The sequence below is a fragment of the Streptomyces fodineus genome (assembly GCF_001735805.1).
Lineage (GTDB): Bacteria > Actinomycetota > Actinomycetes > Streptomycetales > Streptomycetaceae > Streptomyces > Streptomyces fodineus.
Genome location: NZ_CP017248.1, coordinates 3,643,919 through 3,669,520, shown reverse-complemented (window position 1 = coordinate 3,669,520; position 25,602 = coordinate 3,643,919). Strand labels below are relative to the sequence as shown.

The following is a 25,602-nucleotide window of genomic DNA, read 5'->3' as shown; positions in this document are numbered from 1 at the left end:
GTGACCGGCGACCCGTACTGGAACCACAACGTCCACTATCACCGCGCCGTACTGGCCGCCGTACTCGACGGCTGCGGCGTGGCCCTGGACGTCGGTTGCGGCGACGGGCTGCTGGCCCGCAAACTCGCGGCTCGGGCGGAGCAGGTGACGGGCGTGGACCGCTCGCCGGAGATGATCCGGCAGGCCCGCGCCCAGCAGCCCGGGAACGTCAGCTTCGTGCAGGCCGACTACCTGGACGGCGCCGCGCTGCCCGCGGGCGCCTACGCGTTCGTCAGCGCGGTCGCGGTCGTGCACCACACCCGGTTCGAGGACGCGATCGGCGCCCTGACCCGGCTGGTCGCGCCCGGCGGCCGACTGGTCGTGGTCGGGCTCGCCCGCAACCACACCCTGCGCGACTGGCTGATCAGCGGCTGCGGGCTGCCCGTGAGCAGACTGCTCGCGCGCTTGCACGGCGGCAAGCGCGGCCCGGCCGACATGCCCATGGAGAAGTCGACCATGCACTGGGCCGAGGTCCGCGAGGCCGCCCACCGCCTGCTGCCCGGCTGCCGCTACCGGCGCCGCTTGCTGTGGCGCTACGTCGTCGTCTGGGACAAGACACAGCAGGGCGGCCCCTGAAAGAAGGATCAGGGGCCGCCCTTGCCGTGATCACCGCGGAAACCCGCGGCACGTCACGCGGCGAGCTTCTGCTTCACCTGGGCCAGCGACGGGTTCGTCAGCGTGGTGCCGTCCGCGAAGAGCACGGTCGGGACCGTCTGGTTTCCGCCATTCGCCTTCTCGACAAAAATGGCGGACTCGGGGTCCTGCTCGATGTTGATCTCGGTGTAGGCGATGCCCTCCCGTTCCAGCTGGCTCTTCAGCCGCCGGCAGTAGCCGCACCAAGTCGTGCTGTACATCGTCACAGTGCCCTGCATGTCTCTCGCGCTCCTCAGGCAGCTCGGAAAGTCGTCCAGGGGGAGAACGTACGCGAGCCGCCGGCCATTCCCACCGGGGGTATCCACAGGCCGCTGTGACGCCTGCCGCATTCATACGACTATCGGTGCCCGCCTGTGGACAACCGGCACGGCAGTCCCGGGCGACCTGGCAGCATGGCGGTGTGACAGCAGCAACGCACTCCACCCTCTTCCCGCAGGCACCGGACTCTGCCGACGCGGTGCTCGAAGGGCTCGACCCCGAGCAGCGCGCGGTGGCCACCGCCCTGCACGGCCCGGTGTGCGTCCTCGCCGGAGCGGGCACGGGCAAGACCCGGGCGATCACCCACCGCATCGCCTACGGAGTGCGCGCCGGAATCCTCCAGCCCTCCAGCGTGCTCGCCGTCACCTTCACCAACCGCGCCGCAGGAGAGATGCGCGGCCGGCTGCGCCAGCTCGGCGCGCACGGCGTCCAGGCCCGCACCTTCCACTCCGCTGCCCTGCGCCAGCTGCAGTACTTCTGGCCGAAAGCGATCGGTGGCGGCATGCCCCGGCTCATCGACCGCAAGATCCAGCTCGTCGCCGACGCCGCCGCAAGCCTGGGCACCCGGCTCGACCGGGGCGAGCTGCGGGACGTCACCGCCGAGATCGAATGGTCCAAGGTCACCCAGACCATCCCCGCCGACTACCCGTACGCGGCTGCGAAGGCTGGCCGCGAGGTCCCGCGCGACCCCGCCGAGATCGCCCATCTCTACGCGGCCTACGAAGACCTCAAGCGCGACCGCGCGGTGATCGACTTCGAGGACGTCCTGCTCCTGACCGTCGCCATCCTCCAGGACCGGCACGACATCGCCGAACAGGTTCGCGCGCAGTACCAGCACTTCGTCGTCGACGAATACCAGGACGTCAGCCCCCTGCAGCAGCGGCTGCTGGAGCTGTGGCTCGGCGACCGCGACAACCTGTGCGTCGTCGGCGACGCCAGCCAGACCATCTACTCGTTCACGGGAGCAACACCCGACCACCTTCTCGACTTCCGCACCCGGCACCCCGGCGCCACCGTCGTCAAACTCGTCCGCGACTACCGTTCCACCCCCCAGGTGGTCCACCTTGCCAACGGCCTGCTCGCCCAGGCCCGCGGCCGCGCCGCCGACCACCGGCTGGAACTGGTCTCCCAGCGCACCCCCGGCCCCGAGCCGGTCTACACCGAGTACACCGACGAGCCCGCCGAGGCCGAAGGCGCCGCCCGCCGCATCCGCGAGCTGATCGACGCGGGCGTCCCGGCCGCCGAGATCGCCGTCCTGTTCCGTACGAACGCCCAGTCCGAGACCTACGAGCAGGCCCTCGCCGACGCCGGCGTCCCCTACCAGCTGCGCGGCGCCGAGCGCTTCTTCGACCGGCCCGAGGTGCGCAAGGCCGGCATCGCCCTGCGCGGCGCGGCCCGCTTCGGCGGCAACGACTCCCTTCTGGACGACGCCGTGGACCTGCCCTCCCAGGTGCGTGCCGTCCTGTCCGGAGAGGGCTGGACCACCGAGCCCCCGGCCGGCTCCGGCGTCGTCAGAGAGCGCTGGGAATCCCTCGCCGCCCTGGTCAACCTCGCCCAGGACCTCGCCGCAGCCAAGCCCGGCGCCGCCCTCGGCGACTTCGTCACGGAACTGGACGAGCGGGCGAACGCCCAGCACGCCCCCACCGTCCAGGGCGTCACCCTCGCCTCCCTGCACGCCGCCAAGGGCCTGGAGTGGGACGTCGTCTTCCTGGCCGGCATCGCCGAGGGCATGCTGCCCATCACCTACGCCAGGACCGACGAGCAGATCGAGGAGGAACGCCGGCTCCTCTACGTCGGTGTCACCCGCGCGCGGGAACGGCTCCATGTCTCCTGGGCGCTGTCCCGCTCGCCGGGCGGCCGTCCCAACCGCAGACCGAGCCGCTTCCTCGACGGGCTGCGTCCCGGCACCACCGCCACCGTCGGCCACACGGGCGGCGGCGGCACCGGAGGCGTCGAGCGCGGGACAGTCGCAGGAACCGCCACCGCTCCCCGGCGTGCCCAGCGCACCCCCGCCCGTTGCCGGGTCTGCGGCCGCACGCTCACCGAAGCGGGCGAGATGAAACTGATGCGCTGTGAGGACTGCCCCTCGGACATGGACGAAGGGCTCTACGAACGGCTGCGCGAGTGGCGGGCGGTACAGGCCGAGCGCAGCGGACAGCCGGACTTCTGCGTCTTCACCGACCGCACCCTGATGGCCATCGCCGAGGCCCGGCCCGAGAGTTCCGCCGAGCTGTCCCGCATCCCCGGTGTCCTCAGCCGCAAGCTGCGCAGCTACGGAACCGACGTTCTGGCCATCTGCGCAGGTCACGACGTCGGGGACGCCGACGAGGACGACTGATACGAACTCGTCGAAAAAATAGTTTGCGCATGCCCCGGCAATCCCCATAGGTTCTAGGCACGGAAGCCGCGGCCTTCTCGAAGGGCCCAGCTCCGTGATGTACTTGCATATCCGAACGGACTGGTTCACCCCAGTCCCCCAAGACGCCGAGAGGAGGCGAGTCCAGTGATCAGCATCAACACCAGCACCACCAGCACGGCCAAACTGACCGATCGCTCGGCCGTCTCCCTGTGCATGCTCGGCGCCTTCCACCAGGGCACCGGTCTGTCCGGCATTCGTGCCGAGCGTCCGGCGTTCTCCCTTGCACCCGCGGGCCTTCCCGTCCGTGAGCGCAATGAGCGACCGACCAAGGCACTGGAAGCGGTAGCGGCACAGGCACAGGCCTATGCCTTTGCGGCGGCCGGTGCCGGATTCCGGAAGCAGACGACGCAGCACCACCAGATGTGGGCCTTCCGTGGGCCAAAACCCTGGAGTGATCCAGCCTGATCCGATCAGGCCGGCGCCTTCAGGGCCGCGGAACCCCACCCGGGATCCGCGGCCCTTCTGTTTTCCCCGAACGGGGACGACGGACCGAGGGGGCCTCGGGACAAGAAAAGAACCCGGTACCAGCCGACACCCGGTCAACCGGCCGGAACGACCAGACGAGGAAGACCAACCGTGCAACTCGAAGCGCACGCCCCGTCCGTACCGCCTTCGCAAACGATCCCCCCGCCCGGCCTCACGGAGGACTCCACCTTGACCCCCCTCGCCCCCCTCACCGCGCTCACCGCGCTCGACGACGCCATCGAGAACCTCGGCGTACCCGTCCCCTGCCGTTCCTACGACCCGGAGGTCTTCTTCGCCGAGTCGCCGGCGGACGTCGAGTACGCCAAGTCCCTCTGCCGCACCTGCCCGCTGATCGAGGCCTGCCTCGCCGGCGCCAAGGAGCGGCGTGAGCCCTGGGGCGTCTGGGGTGGCGAGCTGTTCGTCCAGGGTGTCGTCGTCGCCCGGAAGCGGCCGCGTGGTCGCCCGCGCAAGAACCCGGTCACGGCATGAACACCGCAGGAACGATCGACCGTCCCCTCACGCACGACCCCAAGAAGCAGGCCCCGATGAAGCCGTCCACCAGCGAGCTCGCAGGCTCCGCGACCCCAGACGTCACCACCACCGGCGCGAGTGAAGCGCGCCAGAACAGGACCCGAGAGATGCAACTCATGCAAGAAGCCCTGGCTCGTGCGCATATGCACGAGCGACTCCATGAGGCCGTGCGGGAACGCCGGGCCGTGCGCCTGGCGGCCGCCCAGCGGATGCAGCGCAGGGCCGAGCGCGCCTCGCTGCGCGCCCGCCGCGCGCTCGCCATGGCCGTCATGCAGTAACGATCACACCTGCAGAAGCGGTGGCCTCCCGGCCCGGGAGGCGAAGCCTTCTCGAGCGGGGGCCGGTCCGGCCGAACGGACCGGCCCCCGCGGTGCGTTGCGCGGGCGATCCGCCGCCGACGGAGTTATCGTCGCCGGGTGACGAGTCTTCCCGGAGGAAGTGATCAGGGCGGCTCCACCCCGGAGCGCCGCGTGCTCGTGTGCGCCCGCTGCGGCACCCCCGCCGACGGCCCCCCGCCGGCCACCTGGACCTGCTCCGTGGAGAATGGCGTCCGCCAGTACTTCTGCGACTCCTGCTCCAGGGAGAACCTGAGGGCGATCGAGGGGCGGCTGGACTCGTCCTGGTGGTGAGCCGCTTCTCGGGGGCCCCTCCCCCCTCCCCTCCCCCCCACCCCCTTCAAGGACCCAGGGCCCCCGATTCCAGGCACCCCGGATCAAGCCTCCGCCGCAGGCTCCTCCTCGGTCAGTTCGTCATCGAAGGCGTCGGGGACGAACCCCGGCAGCCACTCCTCCAGTTCCTCGCGGAGCCGCACCGTGGCACCCAGTTGGCACAGGACGCCGATCGTGCTCAGGGTCACCCGGTGGATCAGCAGATAGGCGGGCGGCAGGTTGAGCCGCTTGCCCAGCTGGTAGGCGGGGGAGCGGGGGTCGGCGATGCGGGCGGCCTGGTTGCGCATCCAGCTGCGGGTGAAGGTGAACGCCTCGACCCGGGCCGGTTCGATGATCGGCAGCAGATAGTCGAGGACCGCGTCGGGGTCCAGCTCTATGGACTCCTTCACGAACCCTTCCTCGCAGAGGAGTTCGTAGACCGGCTCGGCTTCGCCGTCCAGGGTCATGCGGAGGGAGACGCCGATCGGCAACGGCAGTCCGCCGGGCAGCCGGTCGACCGTGCCGAAGTCCAGGACGCCCAGGCGCCAGTCGTCCTCGCCGGCCGGGCCGCCGGGCAGCAGCCGGAAGTTGCCGGGGTGCGGGTCGGCGTGCAGCAGTCCGGTGCGGGCCGGGCCCGAGAAGAGGAACCGGGCCAGGAGCTGGCCGGCGCGGTCGCGCTGCTCCTCGGTGCCGTCCGAGATCACCTCCGACAACGGGATGCCGTCGATCCACTCGGTCACCAGGACCTGATCGCACTGGTGCACCACCGCAGGGACCACCACGTCCGGGTCGTCGGCGAACTCCTCCGCGTGAGCGCTCTGGGCCTGCGCCTCCAGGCCGTAGTCCAGTTCCTCGGAGACGCGGTCCTTCAGTTCCGCGATGAGCGGCTTGATGTCCATGCCGGGAATCAGCGGCCCCAACAGGCGGGCGAACCGGCTCAGTTGACCCAGGTCGGAGAGCAGGGCCTCGCCGGCGCCCGGGTACTGCACCTTGACCGCCACCTCGCGGCCGTCGTGCCACACGGCCCGGTGCACCTGCCCGATCGAGGCCGCGGCGGCCGGTTTGTCCTCGAACTCCTCGAACAGATCACGCCAGTTTGGGCCCAGTCGCTCCGTGAGCACCGCGTGCACCGTGCGGGTCGGCATCGGCGGCGCCGCTTCCTGCAGCTTGGTCAGGGCCGCGCGGTAGGGCCCGGCGACCTCCTCGGGCAGTGCGGACTCGAAGACGGACAGCGCCTGCCCGAACTTCATCGCACCGCCCTTCAGCTCGCCGAGCACTTTGAACAGCTGCTCGGCCGTGCGCTGTTGCAGTTCACGGCCGACGATCTCCGCGGACTCGCCCACGATCCGCTTGCCCAGCCCCCAGGTCGCCCGGCCGGCGATGCCGAGCGGGAGCGCGGCGAGCTTGGCGGTACGGGTGACCGCCTTCCGGGGAAGATCAGACATGCGCCCTCCAAGTCCCAGTCGGCCGTGCCGCGCCTGCCTTGCGTCGTCGCTGCGTGGACGGCCGTTGCACCGCCATTGTCGCGCGCGGTCCGCCGCCGGTTGAGGAGTGCTCCCCCTTCTTACCTCTCTCCGCCGCGCCGCACCCGCATGCCGGATGCGGCCGGACCGGTCGGGCGTGCCAGTCCATGCCGGGCGCGGACACCTCCCAGCGGGTGCCTGTGCTGGACGGCGACTGCCCGTCGAGGAAGGTCAGCGCGTGTGCCGCGGCCAGTCCGGCGACCGCCGTGGCCAGCGTCAGATCGCAGGCCCCGACCGGGCGGGCCCTGCCGCAGCGCCACTGGGCGGTCAGCCGGGGCCAGGCCGGGTCCCGGTCCCCGCGGCCGAGGTGGAGACAGCCGGCGCAGCCCGATGTGCCGGGCAGAACGAGTGGTCCGACGACACCGGTGCCCTCGACGACACCGGCGTACAGATGCGGCGTTCCCGAGGCCATGAGCGGCTCGGCTTCGGCCGGGTCGGGGGCGTGCACGGCCACGTCGTCCCGGGGTGTGAGGATCACCAGGTCGAGTCCGCGGTCCCGGGCGCCGGAGCCGGGGGAGTGGGCGTGGCGCGGTGGGCGGTCGGGTGCGGCACGGCGCACCGCGGCTCGCGCCGCCGTGTCCCGGCGCTCGCCGAGCGACTCGGCGGGCAGTCCGCCCGGTGCCACGTCCCATGGTTCCACGCATCCCATGTCGCGCACGTCGACCTCGCCGACTCCGGCGCCCGACAGCACCGACGCCAGTACGGCGCCGACCCGGCCCGCGCCCCGCACCCGCACGCGCAGCGCGCGGCGGGCGGCGAGCCGGGCCAGTGCGCCGCCCGGCTCGGTCGTGGTCAGGGACAGTGCGGCGAGGTCGGGGCGCAGCCGCCGCAGGACGTCCGGCTTCTCGCGCAGCGTGTCCGCGGCCGGTCCGCCGCCGCGTGCGTCGTCCACCAGGCCCGCGCGGGCCAGCCGCTGAAGCAGGGTGTCGACCTGGCCGGCCGGGAGGTTCATACGGCTGCCCTCCTCGCGCAGCAGTGGCAGCCCGCGTGTGCCGTTGAGCAGATCCAGAAAGCCGCGCGTCGCCGGGTCCATCGGTCCCAGCGCCAGTGCGTGCGCCGGGGTCATCCCGAACTGCACGGTGTCGCGATCACGCCAGCCGCGCCGTAGCGCGGGCTTCATCATCGGATGCATGACTGGCCCCCGTATCCCTTGAAAGCATCCCAAACGTCCGAAAGCATCCCAACATCTGATCGCCGGTGGGGCCGGTCGCGCCCCGCCGACGACTGCCAGCATGCCGCACCCGTCCGTCCGGCGCCGAGAGTTGTCCACAGGCTGGGGGTTTCGTCATATAAGACGATCTGAGGTGGCCGGGCAGAATTCACCGAACCGATCCGGCGAACCCGGCAAAACCGATCAGGCAAAGTCGCTCAATGCGGACGCGCGGAGCCGGAAAAACCGGATGTGCGGATCAGTCGTAGGAATCATAGGAATCAAACGCATGGTGGGGGATCGGGATCGAACCCTCCCGGAGCCGGGACTTTGGCCATGCCCAACGGGTAACGTCGGGGCGTGCCCGCCGACCCACTGCACCGCGCCGGAAAGCCACAGCGCAGCACGACGAGCCAGCCGCCCGGCGGCTCGGGGGCGAGCGCGATCGAGGTCCGCAGGAGTTCCCGGCGCCGCCGGACGGTCTCCGCGTACCGCGAGGGCGATCGCACCGTCGTACTGATCCCCGCCCGGATGTCGAAGGCGGAGGAGCAGCGCTGGATCACCGTCATGCTCGACAAACTCGCTGCCCAGGAGAGCAAGCGGGTGCTCGGCGACGCCGAGTTGGCCGAGCGTGCCGAGCGGCTGTCGGCGCAGTACTTCGACGGCCGGGCCCGCCCCGCCTCCGTACGCTGGGTCACCAACCAGAACACCCGCTGGGGTTCGTGCACCCCGGCCGAGGGCAGCATCCGGCTCTCGCACCGGCTGCAGGGAATGCCCGAGTACGTCATCGACTACGTCCTCTGCCACGAGCTGGCCCATCTGCTGGTCCCCGGTCACGGGTCCGACTTCTGGCGGCTGCTGGAGGCGTACCCGCGCACCGAGCGGGCACGCGGCTACCTCGAAGGGGTCGTCGCCGCGGAGCGGCTGCCGCATGTGCCCGGAGCCCGCGGGGAGTGAGCCCGGCGCCCCGTGTCCGCCTCGGGGCGCGGTTGTGTACCGGGTCTGTACCGGCTGCGCCCGATGTCGGACTTTGCCGTTAGCCTGGCGCGACGCACTCACATTCGGGATGGGGGACGGTCGTTACGCATGGCCAGGGAATTCCAACGCGGCCACAAGGCCAGGGTCAGTGACCTCACGGCAGGCACGGATCTGTACGTAGGCGTGCAGATCTCCGCCCCCGGGCTGACCTTCGACATCAGCTGCTTCGGTCTGGACGCCGACGAGCGGCTCTCGGACGACCGGTACTTCGTCTTCTTCAACCAGCCGAAGTCCCCGGAGGAGTCCATCCAGTTGCTGGGTGCCCAGGCCGGCGACGCGGAGTCGTTCCGGGTCACGCTGGACCGGATTCCGTCGCAGATCCGGAAGCTGTCCTTCACGGCGACCATCGACGGCACCGGGCAGATGTCGCAGATCGCTCCCGGCTATCTGCGCATCGTGGCGGGCGGCGAGGAGGTCGCGCGGTACTCCTTCAACGGCAAGGAGTTCTCCACCGAGCGGGCCGTGATGCTCGGTGACTTCTACTTCAAGGACGGCTGGCGGTTCGCCGCGGTCGGGCAGGGCTTCGACGGCGGCCTGGAGGCGCTGCTGAAGAACTTCGGCGGCGAGGTGCTGGAGGAGGAGGCGCCCGCCGCCCCGCAGCAGCAGCCGCAGCCGCAGACCGACGCCGCCCCCGGCTTCGCCCCGCCCGCATTCGCCGCCCCGCCGGCCCCCACACCCGCACCCGCCCCGGCCCCCGCGCCGCAGTCCGCCGCCCAGGGCTTCGCCCCGCCGCCGGGAGGAACGCCCCCGCAGGGCTTCACGCCGCCCGGCCAGACCCCGCCCCCGGCCCCCGCGCCCGCGCCGAACGTGCACGCCGCGCCCACGGTCATCGCCCCCCTCGCCCCGCCCGCCGGCGGCACCGTCCCGCCCCCGGCCCCGGCCCCCGCGCCGTACGGCCACCCGCCCCAGCAGCCTTACGGCCAGCAGTCCTACGGTCAGCCGCCGCAGCAGCCGTCGTACGGCGACCGGCCCGGCGCGCCGATGCCCCCCGGCTACGGCCAGCAGCAGCCCTCCTACGGCGGCCAGCCCGCCGCGCCCATGCCGCCGGGCTACGGACAGGTTCCCGGCCGGCAGCCGGGCGGTTACGGAGCGCCGCAGGGCGCCCCGCAGGGCGGTGCCGGTGTGATGGCCGCGCTGCAGACGTACAAGGAGACGCCGACCGGGCAGCGCTGGACGCAGCAGAACAAGAAGCTGATCCGCGTCGACCTCGGCATCGGCGGGCAGCCCGTGCTGGCCAAGCAGGGCAGCATGGTGCTCTACCGGGGCAAGGTCGACTTCAGCTACAAGGGCGCCGGGTTCGCCGGGCGGATCGTCGGCAGCGCCACCGGCCAGGAGATGCAGTTGATGCGCTGCACAGGCAACGGCCAGGTGTTCCTCGCCGAGAACTCCACCCATCTGCACCCCGTCGAGCTCCAGGGCGACGCGATCTGCGTGTCCGCGGAGAACGTCCTCGCCTTCGACGAGAGCCTGCAGCACGAGGTCCGCCGCATCGAGGGCCACGGCATCCCCGGTGGCGCGCTGTTCACCATGCAGTTCCAGGGCACCGGCACGATCGTCGTCAAGACGCACGGCACGCCCGTGGTCCTGCCGGTCACGCCGACCACCTTCGCCGACTGCAACGCCGTCGTCGCCTGGTCGGCCGCCTCCCAGGTGATCGTCTCCAGCCAGGTCCGCATGCGCCGCAACGCCTACCCGGGCGACACCGGAGAGAGCGTCAACCTCCAGTTCCGGGGCGCGCCCGGCAACTTCATCGTCGTCCAGCCGTACGAGGTCTAGAGGGAGCCCGTCATGAACCAGCCGCTCGCGGGCTACGCCCCCGCACCCGTCACCGCCCGCATGGAGAACCACGGCAACCACATGCTGAAGGTCGCCATGCAGACCGGAAACGACCTTCTCGCGCGCGTGGGCTCGATGGTCGCCTACGAAGGCTTCGTCCAGTACGAGCCCAACCCGCCCGCCGTCCGCCAGATCGCCCGTGACTGGATCACCGGCGAGGGCGCGCCTTTGATGAAGTGCACCGGGGACGGCCTGCTCTACCTCGCCGACTACGGCGCGAACGTCGTCGTGATCAACCTCAACGGCGACGGCATCTCCGTCAATGCCACCAACCTGCTGGCCTTCGACGCCCACCTCAGCTGGGGCGTGGAGCGTGTGAAGGGGCTCGCGAAGTTCGCCGGGCAGGGGCTGTGGAACACCAGGATCTCCGGGCAGGGCTGGGTCGCGCTGACCTCCCGGGGCGAGCCGATCGTCGTCGACTGCGGCGGCGGTGAGGACGAGACGTACGTCGACCCGGACGCGCTCGTCGCCTGGTCGCCGAACCTGAAGGTGAAGGGCAAGCGCAGCTTCAAGGCGCAGTCGCTGATCGGCCGGGGCAGCGGTGAGGCCTACCAGATGGCCTTCTCCGGCCAGGGCATCGTCGTCGTCCAGCCCAGCGAGGACAGCACCGACCGCATCCGGATCCGGGGCTGAGGGGGAGCCAGAAAGCCATGCAGAGCCCGCTTTTCGCGCACAACGACCTCCAGACGCAGGAACGCTGGAGCCTGCAGAACTCGCAGCTGCTCCGCGTCGTCCTGGAGGGCCACGACGACATCCTCGCCCGCAAGGGCACCATGGTCGCCTACCAGGGCCTGGTCGAGTTCGACGCCGAGTACCGCAGCAACAACCAGGCACGCGCGCAGGCGTACACCGGCGAGGGCCTGGACCTGATGCGCTGTCACGGACAGGGCACGGTGTATCTCGCCAACCTCGCCCAGCACGTGCACATCATGGACGTCGAGCAGGACGGGCTGACCGTCGACAGCTCCTACGTCCTCGCCATGGACTCCTCGCTGCACTACGAGGTCATCGCCGTCGACAGCCTCTACGGCATCTCCGGCTCCGGGAAGTACCAGCTGAACATCACCGGGCGCGGCAGGGTCGCCCTGATGACCTCCGGCGCGCCGCTGCTGATGCAGGTCACGCCCGACAAGTACGTCAACTGCGACGCGGACGCGATCGTCGCCTGGTCCACCGGGCTGCGCGTGCAGATGCAGGCCCAGACGCATTCCTCCGGAGTGTGGCGGAGGCGCGGGAACACCGGTGAGGGCTGGGAGCTGAGCTTCATGGGCTCCGGGTTCGCGCTGGTCCAGCCCAGTGAGCTGCTGCCGCCGCAGAACGCGGTGATCGGGCAGGGCCTCGCCGCCCAGTTCGGCATGGGGCAGCACGGGGCGCGCGCGCAGAACCAGGGGAACGTCTGGAGCTGAGCGTCCAGTAAGCCAACGTAAGGGGCGTCGGCCATGGCGGACGCCCCTTACACATGCCCCCGGGTCAGAGGCGCGCCCGGGCCGCCTCCAGCAGGCGGACGACCGACTCGTCGGCCACGTCCGCCACCTCGCCGTAGGGGAACCAGCGCAGGTCCAGGGACTCGTCGCTGATCGCGTGGGCGGCGCCCGCCGGGGCGAGCGCCGCGTACTGCACGTCGTAGTGCCAGTGGCACGGCGCCGGGATCGGGTGCCGGTCCAGGCGCACCGGGCCGCCGGGCAGCAGCGTCAGCCCGGGCACCCCCGACTCCTCCGTGGCCTCCCGCAGGGCCGCGGCCGCGAGCGAGGCGTCACCCGGCTCGCAGTGGCCGCCCATCTGCAGCCACATCCGCAGCTTCCTGTGCAGGGTGAGCAGCACCCGGCCGCGCTCCGGATCGATCACCAGGGCGCTCGCCGTCACATGGCCCGCCTCGCAGGCCTTCCACATGCCGTCGGGATGCGCCTCCAGGTGGTCCAGGTAGGCCTGGCGCAGCTCGTCCTGGCCCTCGTACCCCTTCAGGACGAGGACCGCGTCGTCGTACAGGCTCACTCGGTGTCGTCGCCCTCGGTGTCGTCGTCCTTCTTGCGCAGGTCCGGCTTCCCGGCGGAGCCGTCCGCCGCCTCGCCCAGCATCTTGTCCAGCTCCGAGAAGTCCAGCTGCTCGCGGTGCACGAAGCCGTCCGGGTCGTCCAGGTCGCTCGCCGTCGGCAGCATGTCCGGGTGGGCCCACAGGCCGTCCCGGCCGTCGACCCCGCGCGCGTCCGTGAGCGAGGCCCACAGGCGGGAGGCGTCGCGCAGCCGGCGCGGGCGCAGCTCCAGGCCGATCAGCGTGGCGAACGTCTGCTCCGCCGGGCCGCCGGTGGCGCGGCGGCGGCGCAGGGTCTCGCGCAGGGCGTCCGCGGACGACAGACGCGGCTTGGCGGCCGCGTGGACCACCGCGTCCACCCAGCCCTCGACGAGCGCCAGAGCGGTCTCCAGACGGGCCAGGGCGGCCTTCTGCTCCGGGGTGTCCTCCGGCTGGAACATGCCCTGCTGGAGCGCGTCCTGCAGCTGCTCGGGGTTCTGCGGGTCGAACTGGCCGACGACGTCCTCCAGCTTGGCCGTGTCGACCTTGATCCCGCGCGCGTACCCGTCGACCGCGCCGAACAGGTGCGAGCGCAGCCACGGCACGTGCGCGAACAGGCGCTGGTGGGCCGCCTCGCGCAGGGCCAGGTACAGCCGCACCTCCTCCTGGGGCACGCTGAGGTCCTTGCCGAAGGCCTCCACGTTGGCCGGGAGCAGTGCGGCCTTGCCGGCCGGGCCGAGCGGCAGACCGATGTCGGTGGAGCCGACGACCTCGCCCGCGAGCACGCCGACGGCCTGCCCGATCTGCGTGCCGAACATCGCGCCGCCCATCGAGCGCATCATGCCGATCAGCGGGCCCGCCATGGCCTGCATCTCCTCCGGCAGGACGTCGCCCATGGCCGCGCCGACCCGCTCGGCGACCGGGTCGACCAGCTCCTGCCAGGCCGGCAGGGTCGCCTCGACCCACTCCGCGCGGGACCAGGCCACGGCCGAGCCCGAGCCCGACGGCAGGGACGTCGCGTCGTCCAGCCACAGGTCGGCCAGGCGGACGGCCTCCTCGACCGCCTTGCGCTCGGCCGGGCCGACGCTCGCGTCCTTCGTGCCGTCCGGGGTGCCCTGGGCGACCGTCTGGCGGGCGATCTGCTTGGCCATGTCCCAGTTCACCGGGCCGCCCTCGTAGGAGAGCATCTGGCCGAGCTGCTGGAACGCGGCGCCCAGATCGGTGGGGTTCAGGGACCCGAACATCGCTGCGAGCGGATTGTCGGCGCCGGGGCCGCCAAAGCCCCCGGCTCCGGGCAGACCGCCGAAGCCGAACGGGTTGGCCGGTCCCTGCCCACCACCGCTCTGCTGGTCCTTCTTCTTGCCCTCGTCGCCGTCTTCCGGCTCCTCCGGCGGAAGGCCGAATCCGAATGGGGTGTCACTCACGGGATTCCTCGGCTGGTAAGGCCGCCGGTTCTCTCCGGCGGCGCGGCTGCCCGACAACACCACCCAGCGTAGACACCCGGACCCGATCGGGCCTCGGTGCTTCGCCCACGGTAGGCCTGCGGCAGGATGGATGCACCTGGTACGCACGCGTCACTCGCGCTCGTACTGAAGACAACCGCTGGAGACGCCCGGTGAGTTCCCCAGATCCGCAGGTTCGCGCAGCGCGAAACCCCTCAACCCCGTCCGCCCTGCGCGGACCCGTCGTCGCGGTCACCGGCGCCGCCACCGGAGTCGGCGCCCTGCTCACCGAGCGGCTCGCCGCCTGTGCGGAGATCAAGCAGGTCGTCGCCATCGACGAGCGGCGCGGGGAGTGCGCCGACGCCGCATGGCACATCCTCGACGTGCGCGACCCCGCCATCGCGGACAAGCTGCGCGGCGCGGATGTGGTGGTGCATCTGGCGCTCGACCTGGATCTCGGCAGCGACGCGGCCGCTCGTACCGCCTACAACGTCCGGGGGACGCAGACCGTCCTGACGGCCGCCGCGGCGGCCGGCGTGCACCGGGTCGTGCTGTGCACCTCGTCGATGGTCTACGGCGCGCTGCCGGACAACGAGCTGCCCCTTTCGGAGGACGCCGAGCTGCGCGCGACCGCCGAGGCCACCGGGGTCGGCGACATGCTGGAGATCGAGCGGCTGGCGCGGCGGGCACCGCGGGCGCATCCGGGGCTGAACGTCACCGTCGTACGGCCCGCCGTGCTGGTCGGGGGCACGGACACCGCGCTGACCCGGTACTTCGAGTCGCCGCGGCTGCTCGTCGTCGCCGGGTCGCGGCCCGCCTGGCAGTTCTGCCACGTCGAGGACCTGTGCAGCGCTCTGGAGTACGCCGTCCTGGAGAAGGTCGACGGGGAACTGGCCGTCGGCTGCGACGGGTGGCTGGAGCAGGAGGAGGTCGAGGAGCTGAGCGGGATCCGGCGAATGGAGCTGCCGTCGGCGGTCGCGCTCGGCGCCGCGGCCCGGCTGCACCGGATCGGGCTCACACCGTCTCCGGCGGGGGACCTGGCGTACACGATGTACCCCTGGGTGGTCAGCGGGAGCCGGTTGCACGACGCCGGGTGGCGGCCGCGGTGGACCAACGAGGAGGTGCTCGCGGAGCTGCTGGAGGAGGTCTCCGGGCGGCACACGGTGGCCGGGCGGCGGTTGGGACGCAAGGACGCCACCGCCGCGGGCGCCGCCGGGGCCACGGTGGCCCTGCTGGGCGCGGCGGCCGTCGTACGGCGGGCCCGGAAGGCCCGGCGCCGGGCGTGAGCCGGGCGGGCGGGCACGGCCGCGTCGTACGAGCATCCAAAGCGCCCCACGCGCGTGCCTGGTGAATCTCGTATTCCCCGCTGTCACAGGCGTGCGGCACGATGGGGGCATGGCACACGCGAACGAGCACCCCGGTGAGCAGGCGGCGCGAGATCCCATCAAGCTGATCGCCGTCCGGGAGACCGCGCTCTCCTTGGACGAGGTGTTCCAGGCGGTCGGGGACGACGCGGCCGGGGGCGTCGCCCTGTTCGTGGGGACCGTCCGCAATCACGACTCGGGCGCCGACGTGGACGCGCTGGGCTACTCCTGCCACCCGAGTGCCGAGGCCGAGATGCGGCGGATCGCCGAGAAGGTCGTGGCCGAGTATCCGGTGCGGGCGCTGGCCGCCGTGCACCGGGTGGGGGACCTGCGGGTGGGGGATCTCGCCGTGGTCGTCGCTGTGGCCTGCCCGCACCGGGCCGAGGCCTTCGACGCCTGCCGGAAGCTGATCGACGACCTCAAGCACGACGTGCCCATATGGAAGCACCAGAGGTTCTCCGACGGCACCGATGAATGGGTCGGCGCGTAGCGCCGTCGTCGAGGGGTGGTGGTCGGGTGACGGGAGGGCGGGTCGGGGCCTGCTGACGTACGTCACCCGGAGCACACCGGACACTCGGGTTGCGTAACCGCCCCCTCGCGTGAGCGTTGTCAGTGCGGATGGTTAATCTGCTGATCAGTCAGTGCGGACGCGCAGGGCGTTGGGAGGTCGGCATGGGGGCGCTTGTCTGGCTGCTGATTCCGCTTGTGGCCGCGATCGGCGGCGGGCTGTGGGGCAGTTGGGCCAATCGGACCCGTAGGGCGCGCGGTGACGGCCCCGAACTGGACGGCTACGCCCGGTTCCGCGAGGCGATGGAGAAGTCCCACACGGGTGCCGGCGGCGCGTGACGGGGGTGCCCTGACGGTGTGCTGACAGTGGCGTCCCGTACTGTCGTTCCATGCCACGCCGCACCGCGACGATGCTCGCCTCCACCTTGATGCTGATCGCGCTCCTGTGCGCGGGAGTGCTCATCCCCGTGCCGTACGCGGAGATGTCTCCCGGCCCGACCGTGAACACACTGGGGACCCACGACGGCGAGCCGGTGCTGCAGATCACCGGGCGCAAGACGTACCAGGCCGACGGCAACCTGAACATGACAACCGTCCGGGTGACCAGCGCCGACTTCCGGATGAACCTGGTGGAGGCCGTCTACGGCTGGCTGGACCACGACACCAAGGTCGTCCCGCACGACACGCTCTACCCGAAGGGGACGACCGAGGAGCAGTCCACGCAGCAGAACGCCGAGGAGTTCAGCCAGTCCCAGGAGAGCGCCAAGGTCGCCGCCCTGAAGGAACTGGGCATCCCGGTGAAGTCCTGGGTGATCGTCTCCACCGTGGTCAAGGGCTCCCCGGCCGAGGGCAGGCTGCACGCCGGTGACGTGATCAAGGCCGTCGACGGCGCGGCCGTGAAGCAGCCCTCGGACGTCGCCGAGCTCGTCACCAAGCACAGGCCCGGACAGAACGTCGTCTTCACCGTCATCCCTGCCAAGGAGCAGGCCGCCGCCGAGAAGGCGCACAAGACGGCGACGAAGACCCAGGACGTCACCCTCACCACGACCACCTCCGCCGACAGCGGCGCCAAGCGCGCCATCGTCGGGATCTCCGCCGGGACCGACCACACCTTCCCGTTCACCATCGACATCAAGCTCGCCGACGTCGGCGGGCCCAGCGCAGGTCTGATGTTCGCCCTCGGCATCTACGACAAGCTGACCCCGGGCAGCCTGACCGGCGGCAAGTTCGTCGCCGGCACCGGCACCATCGACGACAACGGCACGGTCGGGCCGATCGGCGGCATCGAGATGAAGACGGTCGGCGCCCGCGACAAGGGCGCCCAGTACTTCCTGACCCCGGCCGACAACTGCGCCGCCGCCGCCAAGGACACCCCGAGCGGGCTCAGGCTGGTGAAGGTCAGGACGATCGGCGACGCGCTCGACGCCCTGAAGGACATCCGCAGCGGGAACACCGCGGCGCTGCCCCAGTGCACCACCAAGGGCTGAGCGGCACGCGCGCGTGACACGGCTGGGGGCGCCCCTTGATGCGGGGGCGCCCCCAGCGCCGTACGGAAAGGGACGCCGGAAGGGGCGTCACCGGGACGGTCACTCCTCGAACGTCGCCGCCAGGGCGTCCGCCAGGCCGGGCACCAGCTCCGGGCCCGTCAGGACCTCCGTCGGCGAGTCCTTCTCGCGCAGCCGCAGCGCCGACTCACGGCCGCCGTCGCGCAGCACCGCGACCGTCATGCGCACCTCCTGGCGCTCGGGGTGCTCGGCCACCCACTTGGTCAGCTTCGCCTCACCGAGATCCTTCGGGACCTGTGCCTCGGCGGACGGCGGCAGCATCAGGCGCTCCACCGAGAGCGCGCAGCCGGCCACCGCGTCGGGCCAGGCGATGGTGCCGAGGAACTCGTCCAGCGGCTTGCCGGGCGGGAGCTCGTCCTGCTCGATCGGGGTGAGACCGGCGGACTCGGACGCGTCCTCAAGGCCCAGCTGGGCGGCGAGCGCGGGTTCCTGAGCCCGCAGCCGTGCGGTGTCGACAAGGGCGAAGAGGCGAGCGGGCTGGTCCCAGCCGAGGCCGGAGACGTACTCGTCGATCTCGAGTACGGCCCGGGTGAGCGGGTTCGCTGCCATGGGAGTGTTGGACATGGTCACAATCCTGCCTCGTTCACCGCCGGAATCGGGAACCGAGCACAGCGTGAGTAAGTTGCATAGGTGTGGGTCCGCGATCACGGGGGGCCACGGCGGGCCCGCGAACACGAGGGCCTGACGGATCGACAGCGAACTTCGAGGTGCGCACCTTGGCTTTCCAGATGCCGGACCGCGGCGGAGGCCCGACGGGGCCGCGGATCAGAGCGGGACGACCGTCCCGCGGTGTCCGGACCCTGCTCATGACGCTGGGCGTCCTGGCCGTCCTCGGCATGGCCTTCACCATGTTCGCGGGCTTCTGGACGGACTGGCTGTGGTACCGGTCGGTGCACTACTCGTCGGTGTTCACGACCATGCTGTGGACCAAGATCGGCCTCTTCTTCGTCTTCGGTCTGCTGATGGCGGTCGCCGTCGGGGTCAACATCTGGCTGGCGCACCGCCTGCGGCCCCCGCTGAGCGCCATGTCCATGGAACAGCAGAGCCTCGACCGCTACCGGATGGGCATCGCGCCGTACAAGAGGTGGCTGCTGCTCGCCGTCACCGCGCTCGTCGGGCTGATCGCCGGGGCCTCCGCGGCCGGCCAGTGGCGGACCTGGCTGATGTGGGTCAACGGCGTGCCCTTCCACCAGAAGGACCCCCAGTTCCACCTCGACGTCTCCTTCTACGCCTTCGATCTGCCCTGGTACCGCTTTCTGCTCGGCTTCGGCTTCGCCACCGCCATCCTGTGCCTGATCGCCGCCGCGCTCACGCACTATCTGTACGGCGGGCTGCGCGTCACCAGCCCCGGCGCGCGGGCCACCGCCGCCGCGACCGGGCACCTGTCGGTGCTGCTCGGCGTCTTCGTCGCCCTGAAGGCGGTCGCCTACTGGCTCGACCGGTACGGCCTGGCGGTCAAGTCCAGCGACTTCAAGGCGACCGGCAACTGGACCGGTCTGCGCTATGTCGACGCCAACGCCTACCTGCCGGCGAAGACGATCCTGTTCTGCATCGCGGTCATCTGCGCGCTGCTGTTCTTCGCCACGCTGTGGCGGCGCACCTGGCAGCTGCCGGTCATCGGCTTCGGCCTGATGGTCCTCTCGGCGATCCTGATCGGCGGCCTGTACCCGGCGATCGTGCAGAAGTTCCAGGTCCAGCCCAACGAGCAGGCCAAGGAAGCTCCGTACGTCCAGAAGAACCTCAAGGCGACCCGCGAGGCGTACGGCATCGACGACGCCAAGGTCACCGAGTACGCCGGCAAGTCCACGACCCCGGACAAGACCACGCTGCGGGGCGACGCGAACGACGCGGCGAGCATCCGCATCATGGACCCGAACATCGTCTCGCCGACGTTCCAGCAGCTGCAGCAGATGCGGAACTACTACGGGTTCCCGACCAACCTGGACGTCGACCGGTACCCCACCAAGGACGGCAAGGAGCAGGACACGGTCATCGGCCTGCGCGAGCTGAACCTGGACGGCGTCCCGAAGAACAACTGGATCAACGACCACTTCCGCTACACCCACGGCTACGGCGTGGCCGCCGCCAAGGGCACCGAGGCCACCGACGGCCAGCCGGTCTTCACCGAGTCCGACCTGCCGTCCAAGGGCGACCTGCCCAGGTACGAGCAGCGGATCTACTACGGCGAGAAGACCACCACCTACTCCATCGTCGGCGGACCCCAGCAGGAGATCGACTACTCCGACGACAGCGGCGAGAAGACCACCAGTTACCAGGGCAAGAGCGGGGTCAACCTCGACAACCCGATCAACCGGGCCGCGTACGCGGTGGCGTTCAACGAGCCGCAGATCCTCTACTCGGGCGCGATCGGCAAGGGCTCGCGGATCCTGTACAACCGCACGCCCAAGGAGCGCGTCGAGGCCGTCGCCCCCTGGCTGACCATCGACGGGGACGCCTACCCGGCGGTCGTGAACGGCCGTATCCAGTGGATCGTCGACGCGTACACGACGTCGAACGGCTACCCGTACTCCTCCCGTACGACCCTCGGGGATACGACGGCCGACTCGCTGACCGCCACCAACAACAACCGCACGGTGGTGGCCCAGCAGAACCAGGTCAACTACATCCGCAACTCGGTGAAGGCGACCGTCGACGCGTACACCGGCGAGGTCAAGCTCTACCAGTGGGACACCAAGGACCCGGTGCTGAAGACCTGGATGAAGGCATTCCCCGGCACCGTGCAGCCGAGAAGCGCCATCGCCAGGGACGGGGACCTGATGTCCCATCTGCGTTATCCGCAGGACCTGTTCAAGGTCCAGCGCGAGCTGCTCACCCGCTACCACGTGACGGACGCGCAGACGTTCCTCACCGGCAGCGAGGTGTGGCAGGTGCCGGACGACCCGACGAACAAGTCGGGCAACGCGGTGCCGCCGTACTACCTGAGCATGAAGATGCCCGACCAGAGCAAGCAGGCGTTCTCGCTGTCGACGACGTTCACGCCCAACGGCCGGGACAACCTGAGCGCGTTCATGACGGTCGACGCCGAGGCCGGCTCCAGCGACTACGGCAAGATCAGAATTCTGAAACTGCCGACCAGTACGACGGTCGACGGACCGAAACAGGTGCAGAGCCAGTTCAACTCCGAACAGGACATCGCCGCGGCGATCAAGCTCCTCAAGGGTGGCGACTCCGAGGTCGAGTACGGCAACCTGCTGACCGTGCCCCTGGACGGCGGACTGCTCTATGTGGAGCCGGTCTACGTACGCGGTGGCGGACTGAAGTACCCACTGCTGCGCAAGGTGCTGGTCACCTACGAGGGCAAGACCGCGTTCGAGAACACGCTCGGCGAGGCCCTGGACAAGGTCTTCGGTACGACGGGTGCGACCACCACACCACCGGACACCGGCACCAATCCGCCCACGTCCACCAATCCGACCGTCCAGCAGGCCCTGGACGACGCCCAGAAGGCGTTCGACGCGGGACAGAAGGCCCTGCAGAGTCCGAACGGGCCGGACTGGACCGCGTACGACAAGGCCCAGAAGGACCTGAAGGACGCGCTGAAGCGGGCGCAGGAGGCCGAGGCCAAGGCCGGCCAGTCCGGGGGCGGCAAGAACGGCAGCGGCAAGAAGAGCTGATCAAAGCCCCTCCGCGCCGTGGTACGGTTAACAGGCAACGGCGCGGGGTGGAGCAGCTCGGTAGCTCGCTGGGCTCATAACCCAGAGGTCGCAGGTTCAAATCCTGTCCCCGCTACTGCAGTCGAAGGCCCGGATCCCAAGGGATCCGGGCCTTCGTGGTGTGCGAACTCATGTACTGGGGGGAGGGACGGCCGCGCCGCCGTGGGGAGTTGAGTGGTGTGTGTTTGACTTGTCGTCCTGTGGGCATGTCGACAAAACGCTGAAGTGACCTCACAGGCTGCGGTATACCGGGTGTACCCAGGTTGCAGGTGGTGCGACGATGGACGTTATGGGGGACAAGGCAACTCTGTTCGAGTCAGGGCGATTTGTGACGCCTTCCGGTGAGGAACCGTCCCGTGACGAGATGACCGACATGGGGGACGCCACCGAGGAGGTACGCCTCGGACTCGCCGCGCAGAGCGGCGACGCCGAGGCCGCGAGCGTCCTCGGAGCCATCCTGCTGCGCCGCGGCGACCTCGACGGAGCCGAACCCCATCTGCGGGCCGCCACCGCGGCCGGTGACCGGGCCGCCGCCAACAACCTGGGGGTCCTGCTGCACCAGCGCGGCTACCCCGAAGAGGCCGCCGGCTGGTGGCGCATCGCCGCCGTCGCCGGTTCCGCCGCCGCCGGGCACGCGCTGGGCCGCTACCACCGCGAGCGCGGGGACGAGCCCGCAGCCGAGTACTGGCTGCGCCAGTCCGCCGAGCAGGGGCACGCCCTCGGCGCCTACGCGCTCGCCGACCTGCTGGAGCACCGCGGGGACGTCGGCGCCGAGCACTGGATGCGGGCCGCCGCCGAACGCGGACACCGGGAGGCCGCCTACCGGCTGGCGCGCGGGCTCGACCGTACGGCCGGACGCGAGGAGGAGGGCGCGGCGGACAACGCTGTCGCCGAGGCCGAACAGTGGTACCGGCAGGCCGCCGCGCGCGGCCACCGGCGTGCCGCGCTGCACCTCGGGGCGATCCTGGAGAGGCGCGGGGAGCTGAAGGAGGCCGGGCGCTGGTACCTGACCTCCGCCAAGGACGGCGAACCCCGGGCCGCCTGTGCGCTGGGCTTCCTGCTGCGCGACGCCGGAGACACCGAGAGCGCGGCCGTGTGGTGGCTGCGGGCCGCGCAGGAGGGCGACGGCAACGCGGCGAACGCGCTGGGCGCCCTGCACGCCGAGCGCGGCGAGACCCAGACCGCCGAGCGCTGGTACCGGGCGGCGCTGGACGCGGGCGACGACAACGGCGCGTACAACCTCGGGCTGCTCTGCGCCGAGCAGGGGCGGACCGCGCAGGCCGAGCAGTGGTACCGCAGGGCCGCCTACGCCGGGCACCGGGAGGCCGCCAACGCGCTGGCCATCCTGCTGCTCCAGGGCAGCGACACCACCGGCGCCGAGCCGTGGTTCTCCAAGGCCGCGGAGGCCGGCAGCGTGGACGCCGCCTTCAACCTCGGGATCCTCTACGCCGGGCGCGGCGAGGAGACGATGGCGCTGCGCTGGTACGAGCGGGCGGCTGCCGCCGGGCACACCGAGGCCGCGCTCCAGGTCGGGATCGCCCGGCTGCGCGAGGGCGAGGAGCAGCAGGCCGAACGTCATCTGCGGTGCGCGGCGGGCGGGGGCAGCGCGGAGGCGGCGTACCGGCTCGCGACGCTGCTGGATGCGCGCCGGCCGCCGGAGCCGGCGCACGAGCTGGGCGAGATCGTGCACGAGAAGACCGAGTGCGAGGAGTGGTACGAGCGTGCCGCCACGCAGGGGCACCGGCGGGCGCAGGTGCGGGTGGGGATGCTCGCGGCGGCGCGGGGGGACGTGGTCGAGGCGGCGCGGTGGTACCGGGCGGCGGCCGAGGCCGGGTCGCGCAACGGTGCCTTCAACCTGGGGCTGCTGCTGGCTCGGGAGGGGAGCGAGCCGGAGGCGGCGGTGTGGTGGACGCGCGCGGCCGATGCCGGGCACGGCCGGGCGGCGCTTCGGCTGGCCCTGGTCTACGCGCGTCGGGGAGAGCTGGCGGAGGGGCAGCGGTGGGCCGACCGGGCGGTCGAGCTGGGGCCGGCGGAGGTTTCGGAGCGGGCGGGGCGCCTGCGGGATGCGCTGCGTGAGGAACTGTCGGCGTGAGCCCCGCCACGTCACCGGTATCTGATTTGCTTCCGCCGACCTCCCTCACGTAATGTCGTGTTCACCGACGCGGGGTGGAGCAGCTCGGTAGCTCGCTGGGCTCATAACCCAGAGGTCGCAGGTTCAAATCCTGTCCCCGCTACTGAAGGCCGAGGGCCGGAATCCAGGAATGGATTCCGGCCCTCGGTGTTTGTGCGCGCGTGTGCGATACGCAAAGAGCCCCGGCGGTCGCCGGGGCTCCAGGTGAGCGGTGAGCTACGCCCTCGCGCAGTCCGGGCACAGCCCGCGGTACGTCACCTCGACGTCCGACACCGTGAAGCCGAAGCGTTCCGTGTCGGGGAGGTCGGCGAGCGGGTTGCCGATCGGGTGGACGTCGCGGATCGCGCCGCACTGGGCGCAGACCAGGTGATGGTGCGGCCGGTGCGCGTTCGGGTCGTAGCGCTTGGCGCGTTTGTCCGTCGAGACTTCCAGCACCTCGCCGAGGGAGACCAGCTCGCCCAGCGTGTTGTAGACGGTCGCCCGGGATATCTCGGGCAGCTTCGCGACAGCCCGCGCATGGACCTCGTCGGCCGTCAGATGGACGTGTTCGCCGTCGAGGACCTCGGCCACGACGCGCCGCTGCGCGGTCATCCGCCATCCGCGTCCGCGTAGCCGTTCCAGAAGGTCGCTCATGGCCACCAGCCTAACAGCAAGGGGGACCAGGACGGGAATAGGTGTGAGTTTGGATCGCTGTTTGACTTAGAACTTGTCCAATGTAGGATCGAAAATGGCTTTGGTTACAGGACAGGACTGGGACAGGACTAGTCGGCGATGACGCAGGAGGCGCACGTGACGCAGGGACCGCTTACCACGGAGGCCGGTGCTCCGGTCGCCGACAACCAGAACAGCGAGACGGCGGGCGTCGGCGGTCCGGTCCTCGTCCAGGACCAGCTCCTGCTGGAGAAGCTCGCCCACTTCAACCGGGAGCGCATTCCGGAGCGGGTCGTGCACGCACGGGGCGCGGGCGCCTACGGCACCTTCACCGTGACCGCCGACGTCACGCCGTACACCCGCGCGGCCTTCCTCTCCGAGGTCGGCAAGGAGACCGAGGTCTTCCTGCGCTTCTCGACGGTGGCCGGCAACCTCGGCGCCGCGGACGCGGTCCGTGACCCGCGGGGCTTCGCGGTGAAGTTCTACACCGAGGAGGGCAACTACGACCTCGTCGGCAACAACACCCCGGTCTTCTTCATCCGGGACGCGATCAAGTTCCCCGACTTCATCCACACCCAGAAGCGCGACCCGTACACCGGCTCCACGGAAGCCGACAACGTGTGGGACTTCTGGTCGCTGTCGCCGGAGTCGACCCACCAGGTGACCTGGCTGTTCGGCGACCGCGGCATCCCGGCGTCGTACCGCCACATGGACGGCTTCGGCTCGCACACCTTCCAGTGGAACAACTCTGACGGACCAGAGGGCGAGGTCTTCTGGGTCAAGTACCACTTCAAGACCGACCAGGGGATCAAGAACCTCACCGCCGAGGAGGCGGAGGTGCTCGCGGGCAAGGACCCCGACTCGCACCAGCGCGATCTGCGCGAGGCGATCGAGCGCGGGGAGTTCCCGAGCTGGACCGTGGGTGTGCAGATCATGCCGGCGGCGGACGCGGCGACGTACCGCTTCAACCCCTTCGACCTGACCAAGGTCTGGCCGCACGCGGACTACCCGGTCATCGAGATCGGCAGGCTGGAGCTGAACCGCAACCCGCGGAACGTCTTCGCCGAGGTCGAGCAGTCGGTCTTCAGCCCCGCGCACTTCGTGCCGGGTATCGGCCCCTCGCCCGACAAGATGCTCCAGGGCCGCCTCTTCGCGTACGGCGACGCGCACCGCTACCGCGTCGGCATCAACGCCGACCATCTGCCGGTGAACCGCCCGCACGCCACCGAGGCGCGGACGAACTCCCGGGACGGCCACCTCTACGACGGCCGGCACGGCGGGGCGAAGAACTACGAGCCGAACAGCTTCGGCGGGCCGCGGCAGACCGGCCGTCCGCTGTGGCGGGCCACCTCCGTCGACGGCTCCACGGGCAACCACCCGACGTCGGTGCACGCCGAGGACGACGACTTCGTGCAGGCGGGCAACCTCTACCGGCTGATGTCGCAGGAGGAGCGGGAGCGCCTGGTCGCGCAGCTGGCCGGTGCGATCGCGCAGGTCTCGCGGGAGGACATCGTCGAGCGCGCGATCGGCAACTTCCGCAATGCCGACGCGGAGTTCGGCAAGCGGCTGGAGGCGGCGGTGCAGGCGCTGCGCGGCTGAGTCGCGGCTGAGTCGCGCCTGAGCAGTGCCTTGAAGACCTGGGGGTACCCCCAGGGCGGGCCGGATCCCATGGTGCTCGGGGTCCGGCCCGTTCCGCTGTGC

Annotated in this window: 24 protein-coding genes and 2 tRNA genes; 19 read left to right on the top strand and 7 right to left on the bottom strand. The window is 70.9% G+C overall.

Annotation, left to right across the window (positions count from 1 at the left end; translation table 11 throughout):
• Entirely contained in the window at positions 1–615 is a 615-nt protein-coding gene (locus BFF78_RS15040; RefSeq protein ID WP_069778821.1) for a class I SAM-dependent methyltransferase, read from the top strand.
• A 53-nt stretch (positions 616–668) separates the two neighbouring features.
• Here BFF78_RS15040 and BFF78_RS15035 read toward each other — a convergent pair whose 3' ends face one another.
• The gene (locus BFF78_RS15035) at positions 669–911 is read right to left on the bottom strand and encodes a mycoredoxin (protein WP_069778820.1); all 243 of its coding nucleotides are present in this window, start codon (positions 909–911) and stop codon (positions 669–671) included.
• 95 nt (positions 912–1,006) lie between these two features.
• Between BFF78_RS15035 and BFF78_RS15030 the strand changes: the two genes are divergently transcribed.
• From BFF78_RS15030 to BFF78_RS46185, 5 genes are all read left to right on the top strand, one after another.
• Complete coding sequence (locus BFF78_RS15030; RefSeq protein WP_418346659.1) at positions 1,007–3,289, top strand: ATP-dependent DNA helicase UvrD2; 2,283 nt, start codon at positions 1,007–1,009, stop codon at positions 3,287–3,289.
• A 165-nt stretch (positions 3,290–3,454) separates the two neighbouring features.
• A complete protein-coding gene (locus BFF78_RS15025) occupies positions 3,455–3,775 on the top strand; it encodes a hypothetical protein (RefSeq protein ID WP_069778818.1) in 321 nt (106 codons plus the stop codon).
• A gap of 171 nt (positions 3,776–3,946) precedes the next feature.
• Positions 3,947–4,324: a WhiB family transcriptional regulator gene (locus BFF78_RS15020; RefSeq protein ID WP_069778817.1), complete on the top strand. Its 378-nt coding sequence runs from the start codon at positions 3,947–3,949 to the stop codon at positions 4,322–4,324.
• Positions 4,321–4,644, top strand: a complete 324-nt coding sequence (locus BFF78_RS15015) for a hypothetical protein (RefSeq protein ID WP_069778816.1) — start codon at positions 4,321–4,323, stop codon at positions 4,642–4,644. Before BFF78_RS15020 ends, BFF78_RS15015 begins: the two co-directional genes overlap by 4 nt.
• Positions 4,645–4,782: 138 nt before the next feature.
• A complete protein-coding gene (locus BFF78_RS46185; protein WP_159033006.1) occupies positions 4,783–4,995 on the top strand; it encodes a hypothetical protein in 213 nt (70 codons plus the stop codon).
• Positions 4,996–5,078: 83 nt separating this feature from the next.
• Here the strand turns inward: BFF78_RS46185 and BFF78_RS15005 are convergent, their stop codons facing one another.
• Positions 5,079–6,458 (bottom strand): ABC1 kinase family protein, encoded by a 1,380-nt coding sequence (locus tag BFF78_RS15005; protein ID WP_069778814.1) that lies wholly within the window; start codon positions 6,456–6,458, stop codon positions 5,079–5,081.
• Positions 6,451–7,668: a TOMM precursor leader peptide-binding protein gene (locus tag BFF78_RS15000; protein ID WP_069778813.1), complete on the bottom strand. Its 1,218-nt coding sequence runs from the start codon at positions 7,666–7,668 to the stop codon at positions 6,451–6,453. The genes BFF78_RS15005 and BFF78_RS15000 overlap by 8 nt, the downstream gene beginning before the upstream one ends.
• Before the next feature lie 378 nt (positions 7,669–8,046).
• Between BFF78_RS15000 and BFF78_RS14995 the strand changes: the two genes are divergently transcribed.
• The 4 genes from BFF78_RS14995 to BFF78_RS14980 all read left to right on the top strand — a co-directional run bounded on the left by BFF78_RS14995 (position 8,047) and on the right by BFF78_RS14980 (position 11,966).
• A complete protein-coding gene (locus BFF78_RS14995; protein WP_069778812.1) occupies positions 8,047–8,643 on the top strand; it encodes a M48 metallopeptidase family protein in 597 nt (198 codons plus the stop codon).
• Between the two features lie 129 nt (positions 8,644–8,772).
• Complete coding sequence (locus BFF78_RS14990; protein WP_069778811.1) at positions 8,773–10,500, top strand: TerD family protein; 1,728 nt, start codon at positions 8,773–8,775, stop codon at positions 10,498–10,500.
• 12 nt (positions 10,501–10,512) lie between these two features.
• On the top strand, positions 10,513–11,193 hold the full coding sequence (locus BFF78_RS14985; protein ID WP_069778810.1) for an AIM24 family protein: 681 nt from the start codon (positions 10,513–10,515) through the stop codon (positions 11,191–11,193).
• A 17-nt stretch (positions 11,194–11,210) separates the two neighbouring features.
• Positions 11,211–11,966: an AIM24 family protein gene (locus BFF78_RS14980; protein ID WP_069778809.1), complete on the top strand. Its 756-nt coding sequence runs from the start codon at positions 11,211–11,213 to the stop codon at positions 11,964–11,966.
• 64 nt (positions 11,967–12,030) lie between these two features.
• On the opposite strand, the gene BFF78_RS14975 is transcribed toward BFF78_RS14980, so the two are convergent.
• Complete coding sequence (locus tag BFF78_RS14975) at positions 12,031–12,552, bottom strand: NUDIX hydrolase (RefSeq protein WP_069778808.1); 522 nt, start codon at positions 12,550–12,552, stop codon at positions 12,031–12,033.
• A complete protein-coding gene (locus BFF78_RS14970; RefSeq protein ID WP_069778807.1) occupies positions 12,549–13,991 on the bottom strand; it encodes a zinc-dependent metalloprotease in 1,443 nt (480 codons plus the stop codon). The genes BFF78_RS14975 and BFF78_RS14970 overlap by 4 nt, the downstream gene beginning before the upstream one ends.
• A 191-nt stretch (positions 13,992–14,182) precedes the next feature.
• Here BFF78_RS14970 and BFF78_RS14965 point away from each other — a divergent pair, with 191 nt between their 5' ends.
• From BFF78_RS14965 to BFF78_RS14955, 4 genes are all read left to right on the top strand, one after another.
• The gene (locus BFF78_RS14965; RefSeq protein WP_069778806.1) at positions 14,183–15,295 is read left to right on the top strand and encodes an SDR family oxidoreductase; all 1,113 of its coding nucleotides are present in this window, start codon (positions 14,183–14,185) and stop codon (positions 15,293–15,295) included.
• Between the two features lie 109 nt (positions 15,296–15,404).
• On the top strand, positions 15,405–15,863 hold the full coding sequence (locus BFF78_RS14960) for a molybdenum cofactor biosynthesis protein MoaE (RefSeq protein ID WP_069778805.1): 459 nt from the start codon (positions 15,405–15,407) through the stop codon (positions 15,861–15,863).
• 182 nt (positions 15,864–16,045) lie between these two features.
• The gene (locus tag BFF78_RS46865) at positions 16,046–16,219 is read left to right on the top strand and encodes a hypothetical protein (protein WP_165289363.1); all 174 of its coding nucleotides are present in this window, start codon (positions 16,046–16,048) and stop codon (positions 16,217–16,219) included.
• Between the two features lie 50 nt (positions 16,220–16,269).
• Positions 16,270–17,367, top strand: a complete 1,098-nt coding sequence (locus BFF78_RS14955; protein ID WP_069778804.1) for a YlbL family protein — start codon at positions 16,270–16,272, stop codon at positions 17,365–17,367.
• 99 nt (positions 17,368–17,466) lie between these two features.
• On the opposite strand, the gene BFF78_RS14950 is transcribed toward BFF78_RS14955, so the two are convergent.
• Entirely contained in the window at positions 17,467–18,009 is a 543-nt protein-coding gene (locus BFF78_RS14950; protein WP_069778803.1) for a PPA1309 family protein, read from the bottom strand.
• A gap of 164 nt (positions 18,010–18,173) precedes the next feature.
• Here BFF78_RS14950 and BFF78_RS14945 point away from each other — a divergent pair, with 164 nt between their 5' ends.
• The 4 genes from BFF78_RS14945 to BFF78_RS14930 all read left to right on the top strand — a co-directional run bounded on the left by BFF78_RS14945 (position 18,174) and on the right by BFF78_RS14930 (position 23,353).
• Complete coding sequence (locus BFF78_RS14945) at positions 18,174–21,080, top strand: UPF0182 family membrane protein (protein ID WP_099054873.1); 2,907 nt, start codon at positions 18,174–18,176, stop codon at positions 21,078–21,080.
• A 41-nt stretch (positions 21,081–21,121) separates the two neighbouring features.
• A tRNA-Met gene (locus BFF78_RS14940) sits at positions 21,122–21,195 on the top strand.
• Positions 21,196–21,399: 204 nt separating this feature from the next.
• Positions 21,400–23,211 (top strand): tetratricopeptide repeat protein, encoded by a 1,812-nt coding sequence (locus tag BFF78_RS14935; RefSeq protein ID WP_193433466.1) that lies wholly within the window; start codon positions 21,400–21,402, stop codon positions 23,209–23,211.
• Between the two features lie 68 nt (positions 23,212–23,279).
• Positions 23,280–23,353, top strand: a tRNA-Met gene (locus tag BFF78_RS14930).
• 113 nt (positions 23,354–23,466) lie between these two features.
• Here BFF78_RS14930 and BFF78_RS14925 read toward each other — a convergent pair.
• A complete protein-coding gene (locus tag BFF78_RS14925) occupies positions 23,467–23,883 on the bottom strand; it encodes a Fur family transcriptional regulator (RefSeq protein ID WP_079161318.1) in 417 nt (138 codons plus the stop codon).
• Positions 23,884–24,039: 156 nt separating this feature from the next.
• On the opposite strand from BFF78_RS14925, the gene BFF78_RS14920 reads away from it, so the two are divergent.
• Entirely contained in the window at positions 24,040–25,500 is a 1,461-nt protein-coding gene (locus tag BFF78_RS14920; protein ID WP_193433465.1) for a catalase, read from the top strand.
• The last annotated feature ends 102 nt before the right edge of the window (positions 25,501–25,602 follow it).